Source organism: Burkholderia territorii, assembly GCF_902833055.1.
Lineage (GTDB): Bacteria > Pseudomonadota > Gammaproteobacteria > Burkholderiales > Burkholderiaceae > Burkholderia > Burkholderia territorii.
Genome location: NZ_CADFEJ010000014.1, coordinates 57,459 through 72,646, shown reverse-complemented (window position 1 = coordinate 72,646; position 15,188 = coordinate 57,459). Strand labels below are relative to the sequence as shown.

Below are 15,188 nucleotides of genomic sequence, written 5' to 3'. Positions count from 1 at the left end.
GCCGAACGATGCCGACCAGCCCCAACCGCAAGCTCGTCGTCCTCGACCGGGACGGCGTGATCAACGTCGATTCGGACGCGTTCATCAAGACGCCCGACGAGTGGATCGCGCTGCCCGGCAGCCTCGAGGCGATCGCACGACTCAACCACGCGGGCTACCGCGTGGTCGTCGCGACCAACCAGTCCGGCATCGGCCGCGGGCTGTTCGACATGGCCGCGCTCAACGCGATGCACCTGAAGATGCATCGCGCGGCGGCCGCCGTCGGCGCACGCATCGACGCGGTGTTCTTCTGTCCGCACGTGTCGGAAGACCACTGCGAGTGCCGCAAGCCGAAACCCGGCATGATGCAGATGATCGCCGAGCGCTTCGAGGCCGATCCCGGTCACACGCCGGCCGTCGGCGATTCCCTGCGCGACCTGCAGGCCGGCGCCGCGGTCGGCTTCCAGCCGCACCTCGTGCTGACCGGCAAGGGCAAGAAAACGCTCGCCGCAGGCAATCTGCCGGCCGGCACGAAGGTCCACGACGATCTGCGCGCGTTCGCGCTCGACTTCCTTTCACACGAACACGAGTGATGCGGCCGCCGCGCGCATCCTCCCTACTGTCAGACTCACGCCGATGCGCTTTGTCCGCTCCCTGCTGCTGCTGATCTACTTCATCGTGTACACGGTGCCTTACGCCACCGCGTGCTTCATCGCGTTCCCGTTCATGCGTCCCGACGCGCGTTACTGGATGGCGGCCGGCTGGTGCAAGTCGACGCTGTGGGTCGTGCGCTGGCTGAACGGCATCCGCTACCGGATCGAAGGGATGGAAAACCTGCCCGACGGTCCGGCCGTGCTGCTGTCGAAGCACCAGTCCGCGTGGGAGACGCTCGCGTTTCCGGCGCTGATGCCCAAGCCGCTCTGCTACGTGTTCAAGCGCGAACTGCTGTACGTGCCGTTCTTCGGCTGGGCGCTCGGGCTGCTGCACATGGTCAACATCAACCGCAAGGAAGGCAAGAACGCGTTCGCGTCGGTGATCCGCCAGGGCAAGAAGCGCCTGTCCGAAGGCGCGTGGATGATCATGTTTCCGGAAGGCACGCGCACGCCGGTCGGCAAGCAGGGCAAGTACAAGACGGGCGGCGCGCGCTTCGCGATCGAAACCGGCACGCCGGTCGTGCCGATCGCGCACAATGCCGGTCACGTGTGGCCGCGCAATTCGTTCACGAAATTCCCGGGCGTCGTCACCGTGTCGATCGGCAAGCCGATTCCGGTCGACGGCAAGACGCCCGACGTATTGAACTCGCAGGTCGAAGCATGGATCGAAGCGGAAATGCGCCGCATCGATCCCGATGCCTATCGCCAGCCGGGCAATGCCGGCGCGCGCGATGCCGCGCGCGTCTGAGTCACCCGGATTGCAGCCGTTGCGAACGACGAAACGAAGCGAACTGATGAAAAAGCGTCCGCGGCCACGGCCTGCCGTCGTGGCCCTCGATCATCGCCAGATGGACCTGCCGCTCTTCGACGGGCCGGCCGCATCGTCGGCGCCGCCGGCGTCGCCGGTGCCCGCCGCACCGCCCTCGCCGCCTGAAGCGGTTGCCGCGCCCGCGATGCCCGCCGCGCCGCTCGATCCTGGCCCCGCGCCCGATCGCTCCCGCGTCCGCACGCTCGCAATCGACAGCCGTGTGCTCGAATATCGGCTGAAGCGCTCCGCGCGCCGCACGATCGGATTCACGATCGACGGCAGCGGGCTGTCGATCACCGCGCCGCGCTGGGTCACGCTCGCCGACATCGAAGCCGCCATCGCCGAGAAGCAACGCTGGATCTTCGCGAAGCTCGCGGAGTGGAAGACCCGCACCGAGCAGCGCGCGCTGCCGCAGATCGACTGGCGCGACGGCGCGCAACTTCCGTATCTCGGCAAGACGATCACGATCGCGCTCGGCGCCGGTGCGCTCGCATTCGACGCCGATGCGCAGCGCCTGTCGCTGCCGTTGCCCGCGCAAGCCGACATGCAGCAGATCAAGGATCGCGTGCAGGGCTGGCTCCAGGGCGAAGCAAAGCGGATCTTCGGCGAACGCCTCGTCGTCTACGCGCAAAAGCTCGGCGTCACGTATTCGATGGTTGCGCTGTCGTCGGCCGCGACGCGCTGGGGCAGCTGCTCGAGCGACGGCAAGATCCGGCTGAACTGGCGGCTGATCCACTTCCCGATGTCGATCATCGACTACGTCGTCGCGCACGAGCTGTCGCATCTGCGCGAAATGAATCACAGCCCGGCCTTCTGGCAAACCGTCGAATCGATCTTCCCGGAATTCCGCGAAGCGCGTCACACGCTCAAGCATCACCCGCCCGAGCTGCTGCCGGCGCTGTAACGCGATCGATCAAACCAAAAATACGAACGGGCGATGCGGATTTCTCCGCATCGCCCGTTTTCGTTGCCCGCGACGCCTGTCGTGCGTCGCGCGCCGTTCATTGCGCGCTCAGTGCACCTTCTTCTGGATGAACTCGATCTTGTAGCCGTCCGGATCCTCGACGAATGCGATCACGGTCGTGCCGTGCTTCATCGGGCCCGCCTCGCGGGTCACCTTGCCGCCTTGCGCCTTGATCCGGTCGCAGGCCGCGTACGCGTCGTCGACTTCCAGCGCCAGATGGCCGAAACCGTTGCCGAGATCGTAGGACGACGTATCCCAGTTATGGGTGAGCTCGATCACGGTGCCCGTGCTTTCCGCTTCATACCCGACGAACGCGAGCGTGAACTTGCCTTCCGGATAATCCTCGCGACGCAGCAGCTTCATGCCGAGCAATTCGGTATAGAACTTGATCGAGCGGTCGAGATCGCCGACTCGCAGCATCGTATGCAGCAAACGCATGTGTTGTACTCCTGTGGGGACTTTCCAGAAGCGGAAATTCTACCGGAGTCGGGTGAATCCCGCCGCCGGCGCCCCGTGCGCCGCCATGGCCGCTAGCGGGCATCCGCACGGCGTGCGCGATGCGCGATGCGCGTGCGGCGCCAGTCGTCACGGGTGCCCGACGGCCCCCCGGCAAGTCCACCGATCGGGTAACATCGTCCCACCTCGCACCAAAAGCGGGCATCCCGTCCGCCGCTCGAACGCGACCACCTCCTCTTTCAGCCACACCCTGCCGTGCGAAACCGCCGAATCGAGCGCGCCGGACGCGACATCCGTCCGCCGCTGCCCATGTCCGTGCCCCGTTGCCGCCGCATCGCGGAGGTCCGCCGATGACCGCGCTCGCCGGCACGCCCGCGCGCCGCACGCTCGACACGCGCGCCATCGGCGTGATGCTGCTGCTCTGCGCGATCTGGGGCTTCCAGCAGGTCGCGATCAAGAGCACGAACGCGGCGATCCCGCCGATGTTTCAGGCCGGGCTGCGCTCGGTGATCGCCGCGCTCCTGCTTTGGTGCTGGGCCCGCTCGCGCGGCACGCCGCTGTTCCGCGCGGACGGCACGCTCGGCGCCGGTATCGCGGCCGGTGCGCTGTTCGCCGGCGAGTTCGTCTGCGTGTTCTTCGGGCTGACGCTGACGAGCGCGTCGCACATGGCGATCTTCCTGTACACCGCACCGTGCTTCACCGCGCTCGGCCTGCACCTGTTCGCGCCGGGCGAGCGGCTGCAGCGCGTCCAGTGGGCCGGCGTCGGCCTCGCGTTCGCCGGTATCGCGCTTGCATTCGCGGACGGCTTCCTCAAGCCGCGCGCACCCGGCGCATCGGTCTTGGCCGGGCTGGCCGGCGACGCGCTCGGCATCCTCGGCGGCGCGATGTGGGCCGCGACGACGGTCGTCGTGCGCTCGACGTCGCTCGCGCGTGCCAGCGCGAGCAAGACGCTGTTCTACCAGCTCGCGGTGTCGGCCGTCGTGCTGATCGCGCTCGCCGCACTGCTCGGCCAGATGTCGTTCGCGCAGGTCACGCCGATCGCGCTCGCGAGCCTCGCGTACCAGTCGGTGATCGTCGCGTTCGTCAGCTATCTGTCGTGGTTCTGGTTGCTGACGCGCTACAGCGCTTCGCGGCTGTCGGTGTTCACGTTCCTGTCGCCGTTGTTCGGCGTCGCGTTCGGCGTGCTGCTGCTCGGCGAATCGGTCGGCTGGCGCTTCATGTCCGCGGCCGCGCTGGTGCTGACCGGAATCGCGCTCGTCAACGCGCCGCCGCGCGGGCGCGCGTAACGCCGTCAGGCCGCGCTCCGGCCTCGGCGAGCATGGCGCGGCAAACAAAAAGGCTGCCCATCGGGGCAGCCTCGTGAATCTCGGGCCGGCGCGCACCACGCGCGCGCGGCCCGCGTGGTCCGGTTACTCCGCGGGCTTGCGCACCTTCGCGAGCGCCTGCGCGACGCCGACGTATTCGGCCACGCCCACATCCTCCGCACGTCGCGCGAGGTCGAAGCCGAGCCCGTCGAAATCGATCGACTCGCGATAGTCGCCGAGCGTGTTGCGCAGCATCTTCCGACGTTGCGAGAACGCCGCGGTGACCACTTCGCCGAGCAGCACGGGATCCACGTCCGGCAGTTCGTGCGGCTCGTACGGAATCATCCGGACGATCGCCGAATCGACCTTCGGCGGCGGCTGGAACGACTCCGGCGGCACGTCGAGCATCTTGTCCATCACGTAGCGGTACTGCAGCATCACCGACAGCCGCGAGAACGCCTTGGTGCCCGGCTCGGCGACCATCCGTTCGACGACCTCGTTCTGCAGCATGAAATGCTGGTCGATGACCACGTGGGCGAACGTCATCAGATGAAACAGCAGCGGGCTGGAAATGTTGTACGGCAGGTTGCCGACGATGCGCAGCGACGGCTTGTCGCCAGGTGCCGCGAGCGAGCCGAAGTCGAACGCGAGCGCGTCGCCCGCGTGCAGCTCCAGCAGTGCACCGAAGCGCTGCTGCAGGCGCCCGATCAGGTCGCGGTCGAGCTCGACCGCATGCAGCGGCGACTCGGGCGTCGCGAGACGCGCGATCAGCGGCTCGGTCAGCGCGCCGAGGCCGGGGCCGATCTCGACCATGCGCTGGCCGCGCGCGGGGCCGATCGTCGCAACGATCGAATCGATCACGCCGTGATCGACGAGGAAGTTCTGCCCGAAGCGCTTGCGCGCGAAGTGGCCTTGGTGCTGTCTGCTGTTCGACATCGACTGAGAAAAACGAAAAATACGACGAATGAGGTCAGGCCCGGGCCCGTGCGCGTCAGGCCGCGCGGCGATGGCGCGCCATCGTAACGGCCGTGTCGAGCGCGGCGACCATGCTGCCCGGATCTGCGCGGCCCGTGCCGGCGAGATCGAGCGCGGTGCCGTGATCGACCGACGTGCGAATGATCGGCAGCCCGAGCGTGACGTTGATGCCCTCGCCGAAGGTCGCATACTTCAGCACGGGCAAGCCCTGATCGTGGAACATCGCGAGCACGCAATCCGCATTCTCGAGATAGCGCGGCTGGAACAGCGTGTCGGCCGGATACGGGCCGCGCGCGTCGATGCGCTGCGCTTGCGCGCGCGCGAGCGCCGGCGCAATCACGTCGATCTCCTCGCGCCCGAGATAGCCGTTCTCGCCCGCGTGCGGGTTGAGCCCGGTCACGAGGATGCGTGGCGATGCGAGGCCGAAGTCGCGCCGCAGGTCGCGATCGACGATCGCCAGCGTCTCGACGAGCCCGTCGATCGTCAGGGCGGCCGACACGTCCTTCAGCGGCAAGTGCGTGGTCGCGAGCGCCACGCGCAGCGGCCGCACGCCCGTGCCCGCCAGCATCATCACGACGCGCGGTGTGTGCGTGCGTTCCGCAAGGTATTCGGTATGGCCGGTAAACGGCACGCCGGCATCGTTGATCGTGCTCTTCTGCAGCGGCGCGGTGACGATCGCGTCGAAGCGGCCCGCCATCGCGCCGTCGATCGCGGCATCGAGTAGCGCGAGCACGTAGCGGCCGTTGGCCGCGTCGAGCGTGCCGGCCCGCGCGGGCACGGCAAGCGAATGATGCTCGACCGACACCGGCCCGCCGCCGGCGAGCACCGCTCGGTCGGCACCGACGGCCGCCGCGCGCGCGTCGAGCAACGCGGCGTCGCCGAGCACGGTGAAATGCGCGCCCGGCCAGCGCCGCGCGGCATCCTGTAACGCCTGCACGGTCAGCTCCGGGCCGACACCCGCGGGTTCGCCGGTCGTGATCGCGATCTGCAGCGCGGATGCCGTCATGTGAAGCTCGCTCAGTTCGCCGGGCCGACGCCGCCGATCTTGTACTGCACGTACGACGAATCGCGCAGTTCGCGCAGCCAGTCGGCGTACGCCTGCTCAGCCTTGCGCTGGCCGATCGCCTGGCGCGCGATATCCATCTGCTGCTGCACCGAGCCTTCCGCCTCGCGGCGCTCCATCACCTGAATCAGGTGGTAGCCGTACTCGGTACGAATCGGCTGGCTGATCTGGCCGTCCTGCAGGTTGTTCATCGCGCGCTCGAATTCGGGCACGGTCTCGCCCGGGCTGATCCAGCCGAGATCGCCGCCCTGCGACGCCGACCCGTCCTGCGAGTAGGTGCGCGCGAACTTCGCGAAATCGCCGCCCGCCTCGACCTGGCGGCGGATGTCCTGCAGCTGCTGGCGCGCCTGGCCTTCCGACTTGCCTTCGCCGACACGCAACAGGATGTGGCGCACGTGCGTCTGGACGATCTTCGGTGCCGCGGCGGTCGCGCCCTGGCTCTGGCGGCGGTCGACGAGACGCACGATCTCGAAGCCGTCCGGCACGCGGATCAGCGTCGGGTTGACCTGCCCCGGGCGCAGCTTCGATGCAGCCTCGACGACGTCGGCCGGCAACGCGGACGGTGCCTTGAAGCCGAGATCGCCGCCCTTCTTCGCGTCGTTCGCTTCCGAGTTGCTCTTCGCGAGCTTCTCGAAATCGGCGCCCGACGTGGCCTGCTGCAGCAGCGCTTCGGCCTTCTTCTGCGCGGCTTCGATCTCGGCTTGCGGCGCGTTGGTCGGCGCCTTGATGAAGATGTGCTGGAAGCGCAGGTCCTGCTGCTGCGACGCGTTCGGCCCGCGCTGGCTCGCGATGTAGTTCGCGACCTCGGCGTCCGACACGGTGATCTTGCCGTCCACCTCGCGCTCGCGCAGCTTCGACAGCATCAGCTCGGTACGCGCGTCGCTCGTGAACACGCTCCAGGGCACGCCTTGCGCGACGATCCGCGCGCGGTACTGGTCGAGCGTCATCCCGTTCGCCTGCGCGAGGCGCTGCAGCGTGGACTGCACGGTCGCGTCGTCGATTCGGATCCCGTCGTCCTTGGCCTTCTGCACCTGGATGCGTTCGAGCACCATCTGGTTCAGCACCTGCGCGCGCAACTGATCGGCCGGCGGCACGGGTGCGTTCTGCTGCTGCAGCCGGCGCGCGATCAGGCCGACGCGCTGGTCGAGTTCGCGGCCCGTGATCACGTCGTTGTTGACGACCGCGACGACTTCGTCGGCGAGCTGCGCACCTTGCGACCCGAGCGCCTGCGCCGAGGCCGGCGCGGCGGCGAGCAGCGCGGCGGCGGCGGCAAGGCTGGACACGACTGCCGCGAAACGAAGGGTTTTCTTCATTGCCACTGGAACTCCATTGAAATCGTGCTGACCGGTGCAGACAAGCCGGCGTTACTCGTAGTTGCTGAAGCGGGACATCGGCGGCGGCGAGGACGGCAGCGGCGTGTAGCCCGGCACCCCGGCGCGGAATGCGGCCACGAGGCCGTTGTCGATCGTCGACAAGCCCTTGAGCGTCAGCTGCATCATGAATCGCGTCGACGAGTTCTGCTGTCCCGACGAGTTGATGCCGTTCGCAAATCGCTGCACGCCGACCCCGAGCGCCCAGCAATCCGCGTCGTATTGTAAGCCGAGCAGACCGTCGACCACGCGATCGCCCGCGAGGTCGTAATTGAAACGGCCGATCGCGTACAGGCGACGCGTGAGCGGCCACTGCGCGGATACCAGGAACTGGTTGATCGGCTGGCCGTCGAGCGTGGTGTTCGCGCGCGTGTAGCGATAGCCGACGTTGATCACCTTGCGCTCGCCCGGGCTGAACCCGAAACCGACGCTCGACTTCACGAGCTGGTTGTTGTTCTGGTTGTACTGGAACGCCGTCTCCGACATGAAGCCGGAGCCCAGTTTCAGCGCCGCGCCGACGATCAGGTCCGAGTGGCGGGCCTGCACGGCCGATTGCCCCGAGTTCAGCGTCACGCGCTGATCGGCGAAGTAGTACTGCTGCGCGACCACGAAGCGCGCGCGCTCGTCGCCCGTGCGCGGATCGATGAAGCGCGACGTCAGCCCGGCCGTGATCCGGTTCGCGTCGGCGATCCGGTCGTTGCCGACGAACGTGTTCGGCTGGTAGATCTCCGCGAGGCCGAAGTCCGATTCCGCGGTGTCAAACAGCGGTGCGTTCGACTGGTCGCGATACGGCGTGTACACGTAGTACAGGCGCGGCTCGAGGGTCTGGATGAAGTCCTGGCCGAACAGGCGCACCGAGCGGTCGAAGATCAGGCCCGAGTCGAAGCTCACGGTCGGGATCGACTCGGTGAAGCGCTTCGGGTTGTTCGGCGTGCTCGACGACAGATGGTTCAGGTCGTACGAAGCGAAGTGATACTGCACCTTCGGTACGACGAAATAGCCGGGGCCGTACACGCCGTACGCGATATACGGATTGAAGGCGATCCGGTCGCCTTCGGTCGAATCGGCGGTCGTGATGCGGAAGCGCGAATAGTCGGCTTCGGCGCCGAAGTCGAAGCCCCCGACGTTGTACTTCGTGTACTTCACGTTCAACTGCGGCTCGCGGCTGTACGGCGCGATCGACGGCGGCAGCGTCTGCCAGTGCTGATAGCGCGCGAGCACCGACCACGGGCCGTTGTTGTACGTGAGGCCGGCTTCCTGCTGGTACAGCGTCTGCGTCCCGTTGACGAACTGGTTCATCGACCCAAGGTCTTCGGGATACGTATTGTCCGAGACCTTGTTGTAGTAGACGTAGCCGCCGAAACCGCCGCCGAAGTTCTGCTGGTGCTGCCAGTAGATCGCGTAGCGGTTGCGGTGCGCGAGCCGGTCGTCCGGCAGGTAATTGGCCGTAAACGTGCCCGAATACGACGGCGACAGGTAGCGGAACGTCGCTTCCGTCTGCACGCCGCGCCGCGAAATGATGTGCGGCGTGATCGTCAGGTCGCGGTTGGGCGCGATGTTGAAGTAGTACGGCAGCGACAGCTCGAACCCGTTGCTCGAGTTCATCGAGAACGTCGGCGGCAGCAAGCCGCTACGCCGCTCGCCCGACAGCGGGAACGTCATCCACGGGCTCGCGAAGATCGGCACGCCCTGGAAGAACAGCACGCCGTTGCGCGCGGTGCCTTCGTCGGCACCCGTGTCGAAGTCGAAGCGGCTGCCCTTGATGTACCACGCCGGGTCCGTCGCGCACTGGCACGCCGTGTAGGTGCCGTTGACGAACACCGAGCGCTCGCTGTCGAGCAGGTCGACGCGCTCCGCGCTGCCGGACCCGCCCGTCACATTGAAGTGGTACTTCGGCGCCGTCATGAAGCCCTGGTTCGCCTCGACCTTCAGATGCGCCTCGGGGCCCGCGAACGACGTGCCGCCGTTGACCACCCTGACCTGGCCGTACGCGTCGGCCATGTCGGTATCCTGATCGTAGTGGATCGCGTCGGCCTTCACGACCGCATCGCCGCGACGCAGCTCGGCCGAACCCTTCGCGGCCAGGTCCTGATCGGCCGTGCCGCTCGTATGGTCGGCGATCACGAAGGTGGCCGGCTTCGCGCCGTCCTTCAGCGGATGATCCTCGAGTTGCGGGGCGAGACGCAGGTCCCACGGCGAGTCGAGCGGCTGCGGCTGCGCGGCTGCGCCCGACAGCTGCGCGTGCGACACGGCCGGCACGAGGCCGGGCACGGCCAGGAGCGCGAGCGCGAGCCGCCGTTTGCGCGGCGCCCCGTCACCGGGGAAGACATTCGGGAATAGCGGTTTGGGCGGCATCTATCGTTTGGCGAATCGCCCCTTGTCAACCGCACCGGCACGGCACATTCGCGCGCGGCGGGCCGCGCCGTCGCACCGCGACTGCGGCTGAGCGCAAACCGGGGACGCGATCGGGCGGACGGCGCGACAGGCGGCGGGCCTGCACGGCGCAAGCTGACGCGGGGCGCGTCAAAAAAGTCGTGGGGTATTATATGGCAAGACGTTCCCCCCTCCGCCGAGTTTCATGACACCCCCATCCGCCGCATCCCAGCCCGACGCCCGCCTCGACGCACTGACCGCGTGGCTGCGCCCGCTCGCCGAGCGCTTCGCCCTCGACCTGTCGACCCTCGCGCCCGCGTCGTCGGACGCCAGTTTCCGCCGCTATTTCCGGGTCGCGTCGGCCACGCGCCCCGGCGGCTCGCTGATCGCGGTCGACGCGCCGCCCCCCGAGAAATGTCGCGAATTCGTTCAGGTCGCGCAGTTGCTCGCCGCAGCCGGCGACCACGTGCCCGACGTGCTGGCCCACGATTGCGACGCGGGCTTCATGCTCGTGACCGACCTCGGCCGCACGTCGTACATCTCGGTGCTCGATCCGGCCGACCCGGTTGCGGCGCGCCCGTTGATGCGCGACGCGCTCGACGCACTGATCCGCTTCCAGCTGAGCTCGAAACCCGACGTGCTGCCGCCGTTCGACGAGGCATTCCTGCGCCGCGAGATGGAGCTGCTGCCCGAATGGTTCGTCGGCCGGCACCTGGGCAAGCCCGTCACCGACGCGATGCGCGGCACGCTCGAACGCACCTTCGCGCTGCTGGTCGCGAGCGCCCATGCGCAGCCGCAGGGCTTCATGCTGCGCGACTTCATGCCGCGCAACCTGATGGTTTGCGATCCGAACCCCGGCGTGCTCGACTTCCAGGACGCCGTGTACGGGCCGCTCACGTACGACGTCGTGTCGCTTCTGCGCGACGCGTTCATCAGCTGGGACGAGGAGTTCGAGCTGGACTGCTTCGCGTACTACTGGGAAAAGGCGAAGAAGGCCGGCCTGCCGGTCGATCCGGACTTCGGCGAGTTCTACCGCCAGCTCGAGTGGATGGGACTGCAGCGCCACATCAAGATCCTCGGCCTGTTCGCGCGCATCAACTACCGCGACGGCAAGCCGCATTACCTGAACGACCTGCCGCGCTTCCTCGCCTATGCGCGCAAGGTCGCGCTGCGCTACCGCCCGCTCGTGCCGTTCGCGAAGTTGCTCGACGAGCTCGAGGGCAAAGGCGCGGCCGACGTCGGCTATACGTTCTGACCGCCCTCACATTCAGCCGAACATGAGCACTACCCTGACCACGGCGATGATCTTCGCCGCCGGGCGCGGCGAACGGATGCGCCCGTTGACCGACACCCGCCCGAAGCCGCTGCTCGAAGCCGGCGGCAAGCCGCTGATCGTCTGGCAGATCGAGGCGCTCGCGCGCGCGGGCATCGAAACGATCGTGATCAACCACGCATGGCTCGGCGAGCAGCTCGAGGCGACACTCGGCGACGGCTCGCGCTGGGGCGTGCGGCTCGCGTATTCGGCCGAAGGCGACGCGCTGGAAACCGCCGGCGGCATCGCGAAGGCGCTGCCGCTGCTCGAGCGCGACGGCCGTCCGACGGTGTTCGCCGCGGTCGCGGGCGACGTGTACTGCGCATTCGACTACCGGACGCTCGCCGCCCGGGCCGCGCGGATGGCCGCGCTCGACGCGCCGGGGATGCATCTCGTGATGGTGCCGAACCCGCCGTTCCATCCGGACGGCGATTTCGTGCTTTGCGACGACGGCCGGCTCGCGCTCGCCGGCGCCCCGCGCGTCACGTTCGGCAGCATCGGCGTGTACGACACGCGGATGTTCCGCGACATCGTGCCGGGCACCCACCGTCCGCTCACGCCGTACTTCAAGGCGACCATCGAGGCCGGCCGCGCGAGCGGCGAGTTGTACGAAGGCATCTGGGAAAACGTCGGCACGCCGGCGCAGCTCTGCGAGCTCGACGCGCGGCTGCGCGCCGCAGCACGCTGAACCTTTCGCGGCTGGCTGCCGGGCCATCCGGCGACGCGGCGGCTGCCAAAGGCCGGAAAGGGCGATGATTGCCCGGTCGATCGGCGTCAGGCCACCGTCGAAATAGTGCGGCGGTCGCGACGCGCGATCATCCGGTCGTGACGGCCCAACGCCGCCCGATCGCGAATCGCCGGCGAAACGGCCGTTCCCGCGCCGCGCCGCACGGCATCGACGCTCGCGCTCACGCGGCCTCGGCCGCCTCCCCGCCCGCCGCCGCGCGCTGCTGCTGCAGCGCCCACATCTGCGCATACAGCCCGTCCGCGCGCACGAGTTCATCATGCGTGCCGCGCTCGACGATGCGCCCGTGATCCATCACGAGAATCTGCTGCGCGTGCACGACCGTCGACAGACGATGCGCGATCACGAGCGTCGTGCGGTGCCGCGCGATCTGGTCGAGTTCGTGCTGGATCGCGCGCTCCGAGCGCGAATCGAGCGCCGACGTCGCCTCGTCGAACAGCAGCACCGGCGGATCCTTCAACAGCGTGCGCGCGATCGCGACGCGCTGCTTTTCGCCGCCCGACAGTTTCAGCCCGCGCTCGCCGACCGGCGTGTCATAGCCCTTCGGCAAGCTCTCGATGAAGTCGTGGATGTGCGCGGCGCGCGCGGCCGCGATCACTTCGTCGCGGGTCGCGGTGGGCCGGCCGTAGGCGATGTTGTAGTAGATCGAATCGTTGAACAGCACGGTGTCCTGCGGCACGATCCCGATCGATGCGCGCAGCGAGTCCTGCGTGACGTCGCGAATGTCCTGGCCGTCGATCCGGATTGCGCCGCCTGTCTGCCGGTCCAGATCGTAGAAGCGGAACAGCAGGCGCGACAGCGTCGACTTGCCCGACCCGCTGTGACCGACCACGGCGGTCGTCGTGCCCGCGTCGATCGTGAAGGTCACGTCGTGCAGGATCTGCCGCGATGCTTCGTACGCGAAGTTCACGTGCTCGAAGCGAACCTGCGCGCCGGCGACCGCGAGCGGCCGCGCGTCGGGCGCGTCCGCGACTTCCTTGGCGGCCGACAGCAGCCCGAACATCCGGTCCATGTCGGTCAGGCTTTGCTTCAGCTCGCGATACACGACGCCGAGAAAGTTCAGCGGGATGTACAGCTGCAGCATGAACGTGTTGATCAGCACGAGATCGCCGAGCGTCAGCTTGCCGGCCAGCACGCCCTGCGTCGCGCGCCACAGGATGAACACGAGCCCGGTGCCAATGATCGCCTGCTGGCCGAAGTTCAGCAGCGAAAGCGAATTCTGCGAGCGGATCGCCGCCTTGCGGTAGCGCTTCAGGTTCTCGTCGTAGCGCTGCGCCTCCCACTCCTCGTTGCCGAAGTACTTCACCGTCTCGTAGTTGATCAGCGAATCGATCGCCCGCGAGTTCGCACGCGAATCCAGTTCGTTCATCGTGCGGCGAAAGTGCGTGCGCCAGTTGGTGACCTTCACGGTAAACACGATGTACGTGACGAGCGCCGCGAACGTCACATACGCGTAGTACGCGTCGTACTTCACGACGAAGAAGCCGAGCACCAGCCCGACCTCGACGAGCGTCGGCAGGATGCTGTACAGCGAATAGGAAATCAGCTGCTGGATGCCGCGCGTGCCGCGCTCGATGTCGCGCGACATGCCGCCCGTCTGGCGCTCGAGATGGAAGCGCAGCGACAGCCCGTGCAGATGCCGGAACACCTGCAGCGCGAGCTGGCGCACCGCGCTCTCGGTGACCTTCGAGAACAGGATTTCGCGCAGCTCGGTAAAGAGCGACGTCGACAGCCGCACGAGCGCATACGCGACGACCAGCAGGCCGACGCCGCCCGCGAGCACGATGCCGGCCGATTGCTCCGCGCGCCCGAGCGCGGTGAGTTGCTGCACGGCCGACAAGTGATCGACGATGCGCTTCATCACGACCGGCACGCCGAGGTTCGCCACCTTCGCGCCGATCAGGCAGCCGAGCGCGAGCGCGACGCGCCATTTGTAGGTGGTCAGGTACGGCAGCAGCGACCGGATGGTCTGCCAGTCGTTGCGAGGCCCGGTCGGAGCCGGCGCGGGCTCGCCGGAAGCGGAATATCGGCGCATGGGGGAAGGATCGGCGGCGGTGCGGCACGCGTTGCTGCGACGGCCGGCTCGCCCGCTTTCTCGTACAATTTGCGAACGTTGTATTGTCGCAGAAGCCGCTACGCGCCGCTGCCGGCGCCCTCGCCGGCCGGGCTGCGCGTGGCGGCGCACTTATTACAGGATGAAAGCCTCCGCCATGACCGATTCGACCCTCGAACTTCCGCAAAAACAGCCCGCGCTGCGCGTCGTCCCGCAACCGCACGACGCGAATGTCCACGGCGACGTGTTCGGCGGCTGGATCATGTCGCAGGTCGACATCGCCGGCTCGATCCCCGCGAGCCAGCGCGCGAACGGCCGCGTCGCGACGGTCGCGGTCAATTCGTTCGTGTTCAAGCAGCCGGTGTTCGTCGGCGATCTGCTGAGCTTCTACGCCACGATCATGCGCACCGGCAACACGTCGATCACGGTCGACGTCGAGGTGTACGCGCAGCGCATGCGCCTGATGGGCGAAGTCGTGAAGGTCACCGAAGCAACGCTCACCTACGTCGCGACCGGCCCCGACCGCAAGCCGCGGCAACTGCCGCCGCTCTGATCCACGCCGCGGCGCCGCGCGCGGCCCGTCAGTGGGTGGCCGTCAGCCCGAATTCGCGCATCGCGGGCACGAAGTCGTGATTGAGCGTCGGCTTGCGCGACAGCTTCATCAGCACGTAGCGCTGGAACGGCGCGAGCCGTTGCCACTGCGCGAGCGCGGGCGCCGGCAGCCCGGCCAGCGCGCTCTGCTGCACGAGCGCGTCGGGCACCGAGTCGGTCACACGCCAGCTCGGCTGCTCGTCCGGCTGGAACCACGACGGTTCGAGATCGGCGTGCGTGCGCAGCATTTCGAACAGCGCGTGATCGAAATTGGGCTCGATCGCGGTGTCGTCGTCGGCCGGAAAGCGCGCGAGCAGCTTGCGGTCCTCGAGCGGCAGCAACTGCCATTGCTCCAGGGAAATGCGCAGACCGAAACGGTCGAGATTGAAACGCACGATCATCGGGATGTACGTCAGGTTTTCCGACGAATCGTGTTCGAAATCGAATAGCAGCGGAGCGTCGCTGAGTCCCATGGTCGTTACCTGAGTGGCGGATGCCGGCGCGGCCGGCCTGCCTGAGGTATTTTAGAACCTCTGCGCGCA

At 67.7% G+C, this 15,188-nt stretch carries 14 protein-coding genes; 7 read left to right on the top strand and 7 right to left on the bottom strand.

Features of this window, described 5'->3' with window-relative positions; genetic code table 11:
- The first annotated feature begins 8 nt into the window (after window positions 1-8).
- Genes gmhB through HW466_RS21970 form a run of 3 tightly spaced genes read left to right on the top strand, consistent with a single transcriptional unit; the run spans window position 9 to window position 2,344 of the window.
- Window positions 9-572, top strand: a complete 564-nt coding sequence (gmhB, locus tag HW466_RS21980) for a D-glycero-beta-D-manno-heptose 1,7-bisphosphate 7-phosphatase (RefSeq protein WP_060346326.1) — start codon at window positions 9-11, stop codon at window positions 570-572.
- Between the two features lie 43 nt (window positions 573-615).
- On the top strand, window positions 616-1,380 hold the full coding sequence (locus tag HW466_RS21975) for a lysophospholipid acyltransferase family protein (protein ID WP_059447846.1): 765 nt from the start codon (window positions 616-618) through the stop codon (window positions 1,378-1,380).
- A 46-nt stretch (window positions 1,381-1,426) separates the two neighbouring features.
- The gene (locus tag HW466_RS21970; protein WP_060346356.1) at window positions 1,427-2,344 is read left to right on the top strand and encodes a M48 family metallopeptidase; all 918 of its coding nucleotides are present in this window, start codon (window positions 1,427-1,429) and stop codon (window positions 2,342-2,344) included.
- Window positions 2,345-2,452: 108 nt separating this feature from the next.
- On the opposite strand, the gene gloA is transcribed toward HW466_RS21970, so the two are convergent.
- Complete coding sequence (gene gloA / locus HW466_RS21965) at window positions 2,453-2,842, bottom strand: lactoylglutathione lyase (RefSeq protein WP_151006315.1); 390 nt, start codon at window positions 2,840-2,842, stop codon at window positions 2,453-2,455.
- 368 nt (window positions 2,843-3,210) lie between these two features.
- Between gloA and HW466_RS21960 the strand changes: the two genes are divergently transcribed.
- Entirely contained in the window at window positions 3,211-4,146 is a 936-nt protein-coding gene (locus tag HW466_RS21960; protein ID WP_059790038.1) for a DMT family transporter, read from the top strand.
- 123 nt (window positions 4,147-4,269) lie between these two features.
- Here HW466_RS21960 and rsmA read toward each other — a convergent pair whose 3' ends face one another.
- From rsmA to HW466_RS21940, 4 genes are read right to left on the bottom strand one after another with little or no spacing between them, the layout of a single operon-like run.
- The gene (gene rsmA, locus HW466_RS21955) at window positions 4,270-5,100 is read right to left on the bottom strand and encodes a 16S rRNA (adenine(1518)-N(6)/adenine(1519)-N(6))-dimethyltransferase RsmA (protein WP_059868412.1); all 831 of its coding nucleotides are present in this window, start codon (window positions 5,098-5,100) and stop codon (window positions 4,270-4,272) included.
- Window positions 5,101-5,155: 55 nt separating this feature from the next.
- Window positions 5,156-6,145, bottom strand: a complete 990-nt coding sequence (gene pdxA / locus HW466_RS21950) for a 4-hydroxythreonine-4-phosphate dehydrogenase PdxA (protein WP_059868413.1) — start codon at window positions 6,143-6,145, stop codon at window positions 5,156-5,158.
- Between the two features lie 11 nt (window positions 6,146-6,156).
- On the bottom strand, window positions 6,157-7,515 hold the full coding sequence (locus HW466_RS21945; protein ID WP_059447851.1) for a peptidylprolyl isomerase: 1,359 nt from the start codon (window positions 7,513-7,515) through the stop codon (window positions 6,157-6,159).
- 51 nt (window positions 7,516-7,566) lie between these two features.
- Complete coding sequence (locus HW466_RS21940; protein WP_059545362.1) at window positions 7,567-9,927, bottom strand: LPS-assembly protein LptD; 2,361 nt, start codon at window positions 9,925-9,927, stop codon at window positions 7,567-7,569.
- Between the two features lie 223 nt (window positions 9,928-10,150).
- Here HW466_RS21940 and HW466_RS21935 point away from each other — a divergent pair, with 223 nt between their 5' ends.
- Both HW466_RS21935 and murU read left to right on the top strand, forming a co-directional pair.
- Window positions 10,151-11,200 (top strand): aminoglycoside phosphotransferase family protein, encoded by a 1,050-nt coding sequence (locus HW466_RS21935; RefSeq protein ID WP_151006094.1) that lies wholly within the window; start codon window positions 10,151-10,153, stop codon window positions 11,198-11,200.
- A 22-nt stretch (window positions 11,201-11,222) separates the two neighbouring features.
- Window positions 11,223-11,945: an N-acetylmuramate alpha-1-phosphate uridylyltransferase MurU gene (murU, locus tag HW466_RS21930; protein ID WP_151006095.1), complete on the top strand. Its 723-nt coding sequence runs from the start codon at window positions 11,223-11,225 to the stop codon at window positions 11,943-11,945.
- A 220-nt stretch (window positions 11,946-12,165) separates the two neighbouring features.
- Here murU and HW466_RS21925 read toward each other — a convergent pair whose 3' ends face one another.
- On the bottom strand, window positions 12,166-14,037 hold the full coding sequence (locus tag HW466_RS21925) for an ABCB family ABC transporter ATP-binding protein/permease (RefSeq protein ID WP_059545357.1): 1,872 nt from the start codon (window positions 14,035-14,037) through the stop codon (window positions 12,166-12,168).
- Window positions 14,038-14,212: 175 nt separating this feature from the next.
- Here HW466_RS21925 and HW466_RS21920 point away from each other — a divergent pair, with 175 nt between their 5' ends.
- Window positions 14,213-14,608 (top strand): acyl-CoA thioesterase, encoded by a 396-nt coding sequence (locus HW466_RS21920; protein WP_006485741.1) that lies wholly within the window; start codon window positions 14,213-14,215, stop codon window positions 14,606-14,608.
- 28 nt (window positions 14,609-14,636) lie between these two features.
- On the opposite strand, the gene HW466_RS21915 is transcribed toward HW466_RS21920, so the two are convergent.
- Window positions 14,637-15,119 (bottom strand): nitrate reductase associated protein, encoded by a 483-nt coding sequence (locus HW466_RS21915; protein ID WP_059447856.1) that lies wholly within the window; start codon window positions 15,117-15,119, stop codon window positions 14,637-14,639.
- Window positions 15,120-15,188: the final 69 nt, after the last annotated feature.

Bases quoted from the DNA above. Each gene is read 5' to 3' on its own strand.
- gmhB (WP_060346326.1), top strand. From the start codon at position 9: ATGCCGACCAGCCCCAACCGCAAGCTCGTCGTCCTCGACCGGGACGGC.
- HW466_RS21975 (WP_059447846.1), top strand. From the start codon at position 616: ATGCGCTTTGTCCGCTCCCTGCTGCTGCTGATCTACTTCATCGTGTAC.
- HW466_RS21970 (WP_060346356.1), top strand. From the start codon at position 1,427: ATGAAAAAGCGTCCGCGGCCACGGCCTGCCGTCGTGGCCCTCGATCAT.
- gloA (WP_151006315.1), bottom strand. From the start codon at position 2,842: ATGCGTTTGCTGCATACGATGCTGCGAGTCGGCGATCTCGACCGCTCG.
- HW466_RS21960 (WP_059790038.1), top strand. From the start codon at position 3,211: ATGACCGCGCTCGCCGGCACGCCCGCGCGCCGCACGCTCGACACGCGC.
- rsmA (WP_059868412.1), bottom strand. From the start codon at position 5,100: ATGTCGAACAGCAGACAGCACCAAGGCCACTTCGCGCGCAAGCGCTTC.
- pdxA (WP_059868413.1), bottom strand. From the start codon at position 6,145: ATGACGGCATCCGCGCTGCAGATCGCGATCACGACCGGCGAACCCGCG.
- HW466_RS21945 (WP_059447851.1), bottom strand. From the start codon at position 7,515: ATGAAGAAAACCCTTCGTTTCGCGGCAGTCGTGTCCAGCCTTGCCGCC.
- HW466_RS21940 (WP_059545362.1), bottom strand. From the start codon at position 9,927: ATGCCGCCCAAACCGCTATTCCCGAATGTCTTCCCCGGTGACGGGGCG.
- HW466_RS21935 (WP_151006094.1), top strand. From the start codon at position 10,151: ATGACACCCCCATCCGCCGCATCCCAGCCCGACGCCCGCCTCGACGCA.
- murU (WP_151006095.1), top strand. From the start codon at position 11,223: ATGAGCACTACCCTGACCACGGCGATGATCTTCGCCGCCGGGCGCGGC.
- HW466_RS21925 (WP_059545357.1), bottom strand. From the start codon at position 14,037: ATGCGCCGATATTCCGCTTCCGGCGAGCCCGCGCCGGCTCCGACCGGG.
- HW466_RS21920 (WP_006485741.1), top strand. From the start codon at position 14,213: ATGACCGATTCGACCCTCGAACTTCCGCAAAAACAGCCCGCGCTGCGC.
- HW466_RS21915 (WP_059447856.1), bottom strand. From the start codon at position 15,119: ATGGGACTCAGCGACGCTCCGCTGCTATTCGATTTCGAACACGATTCG.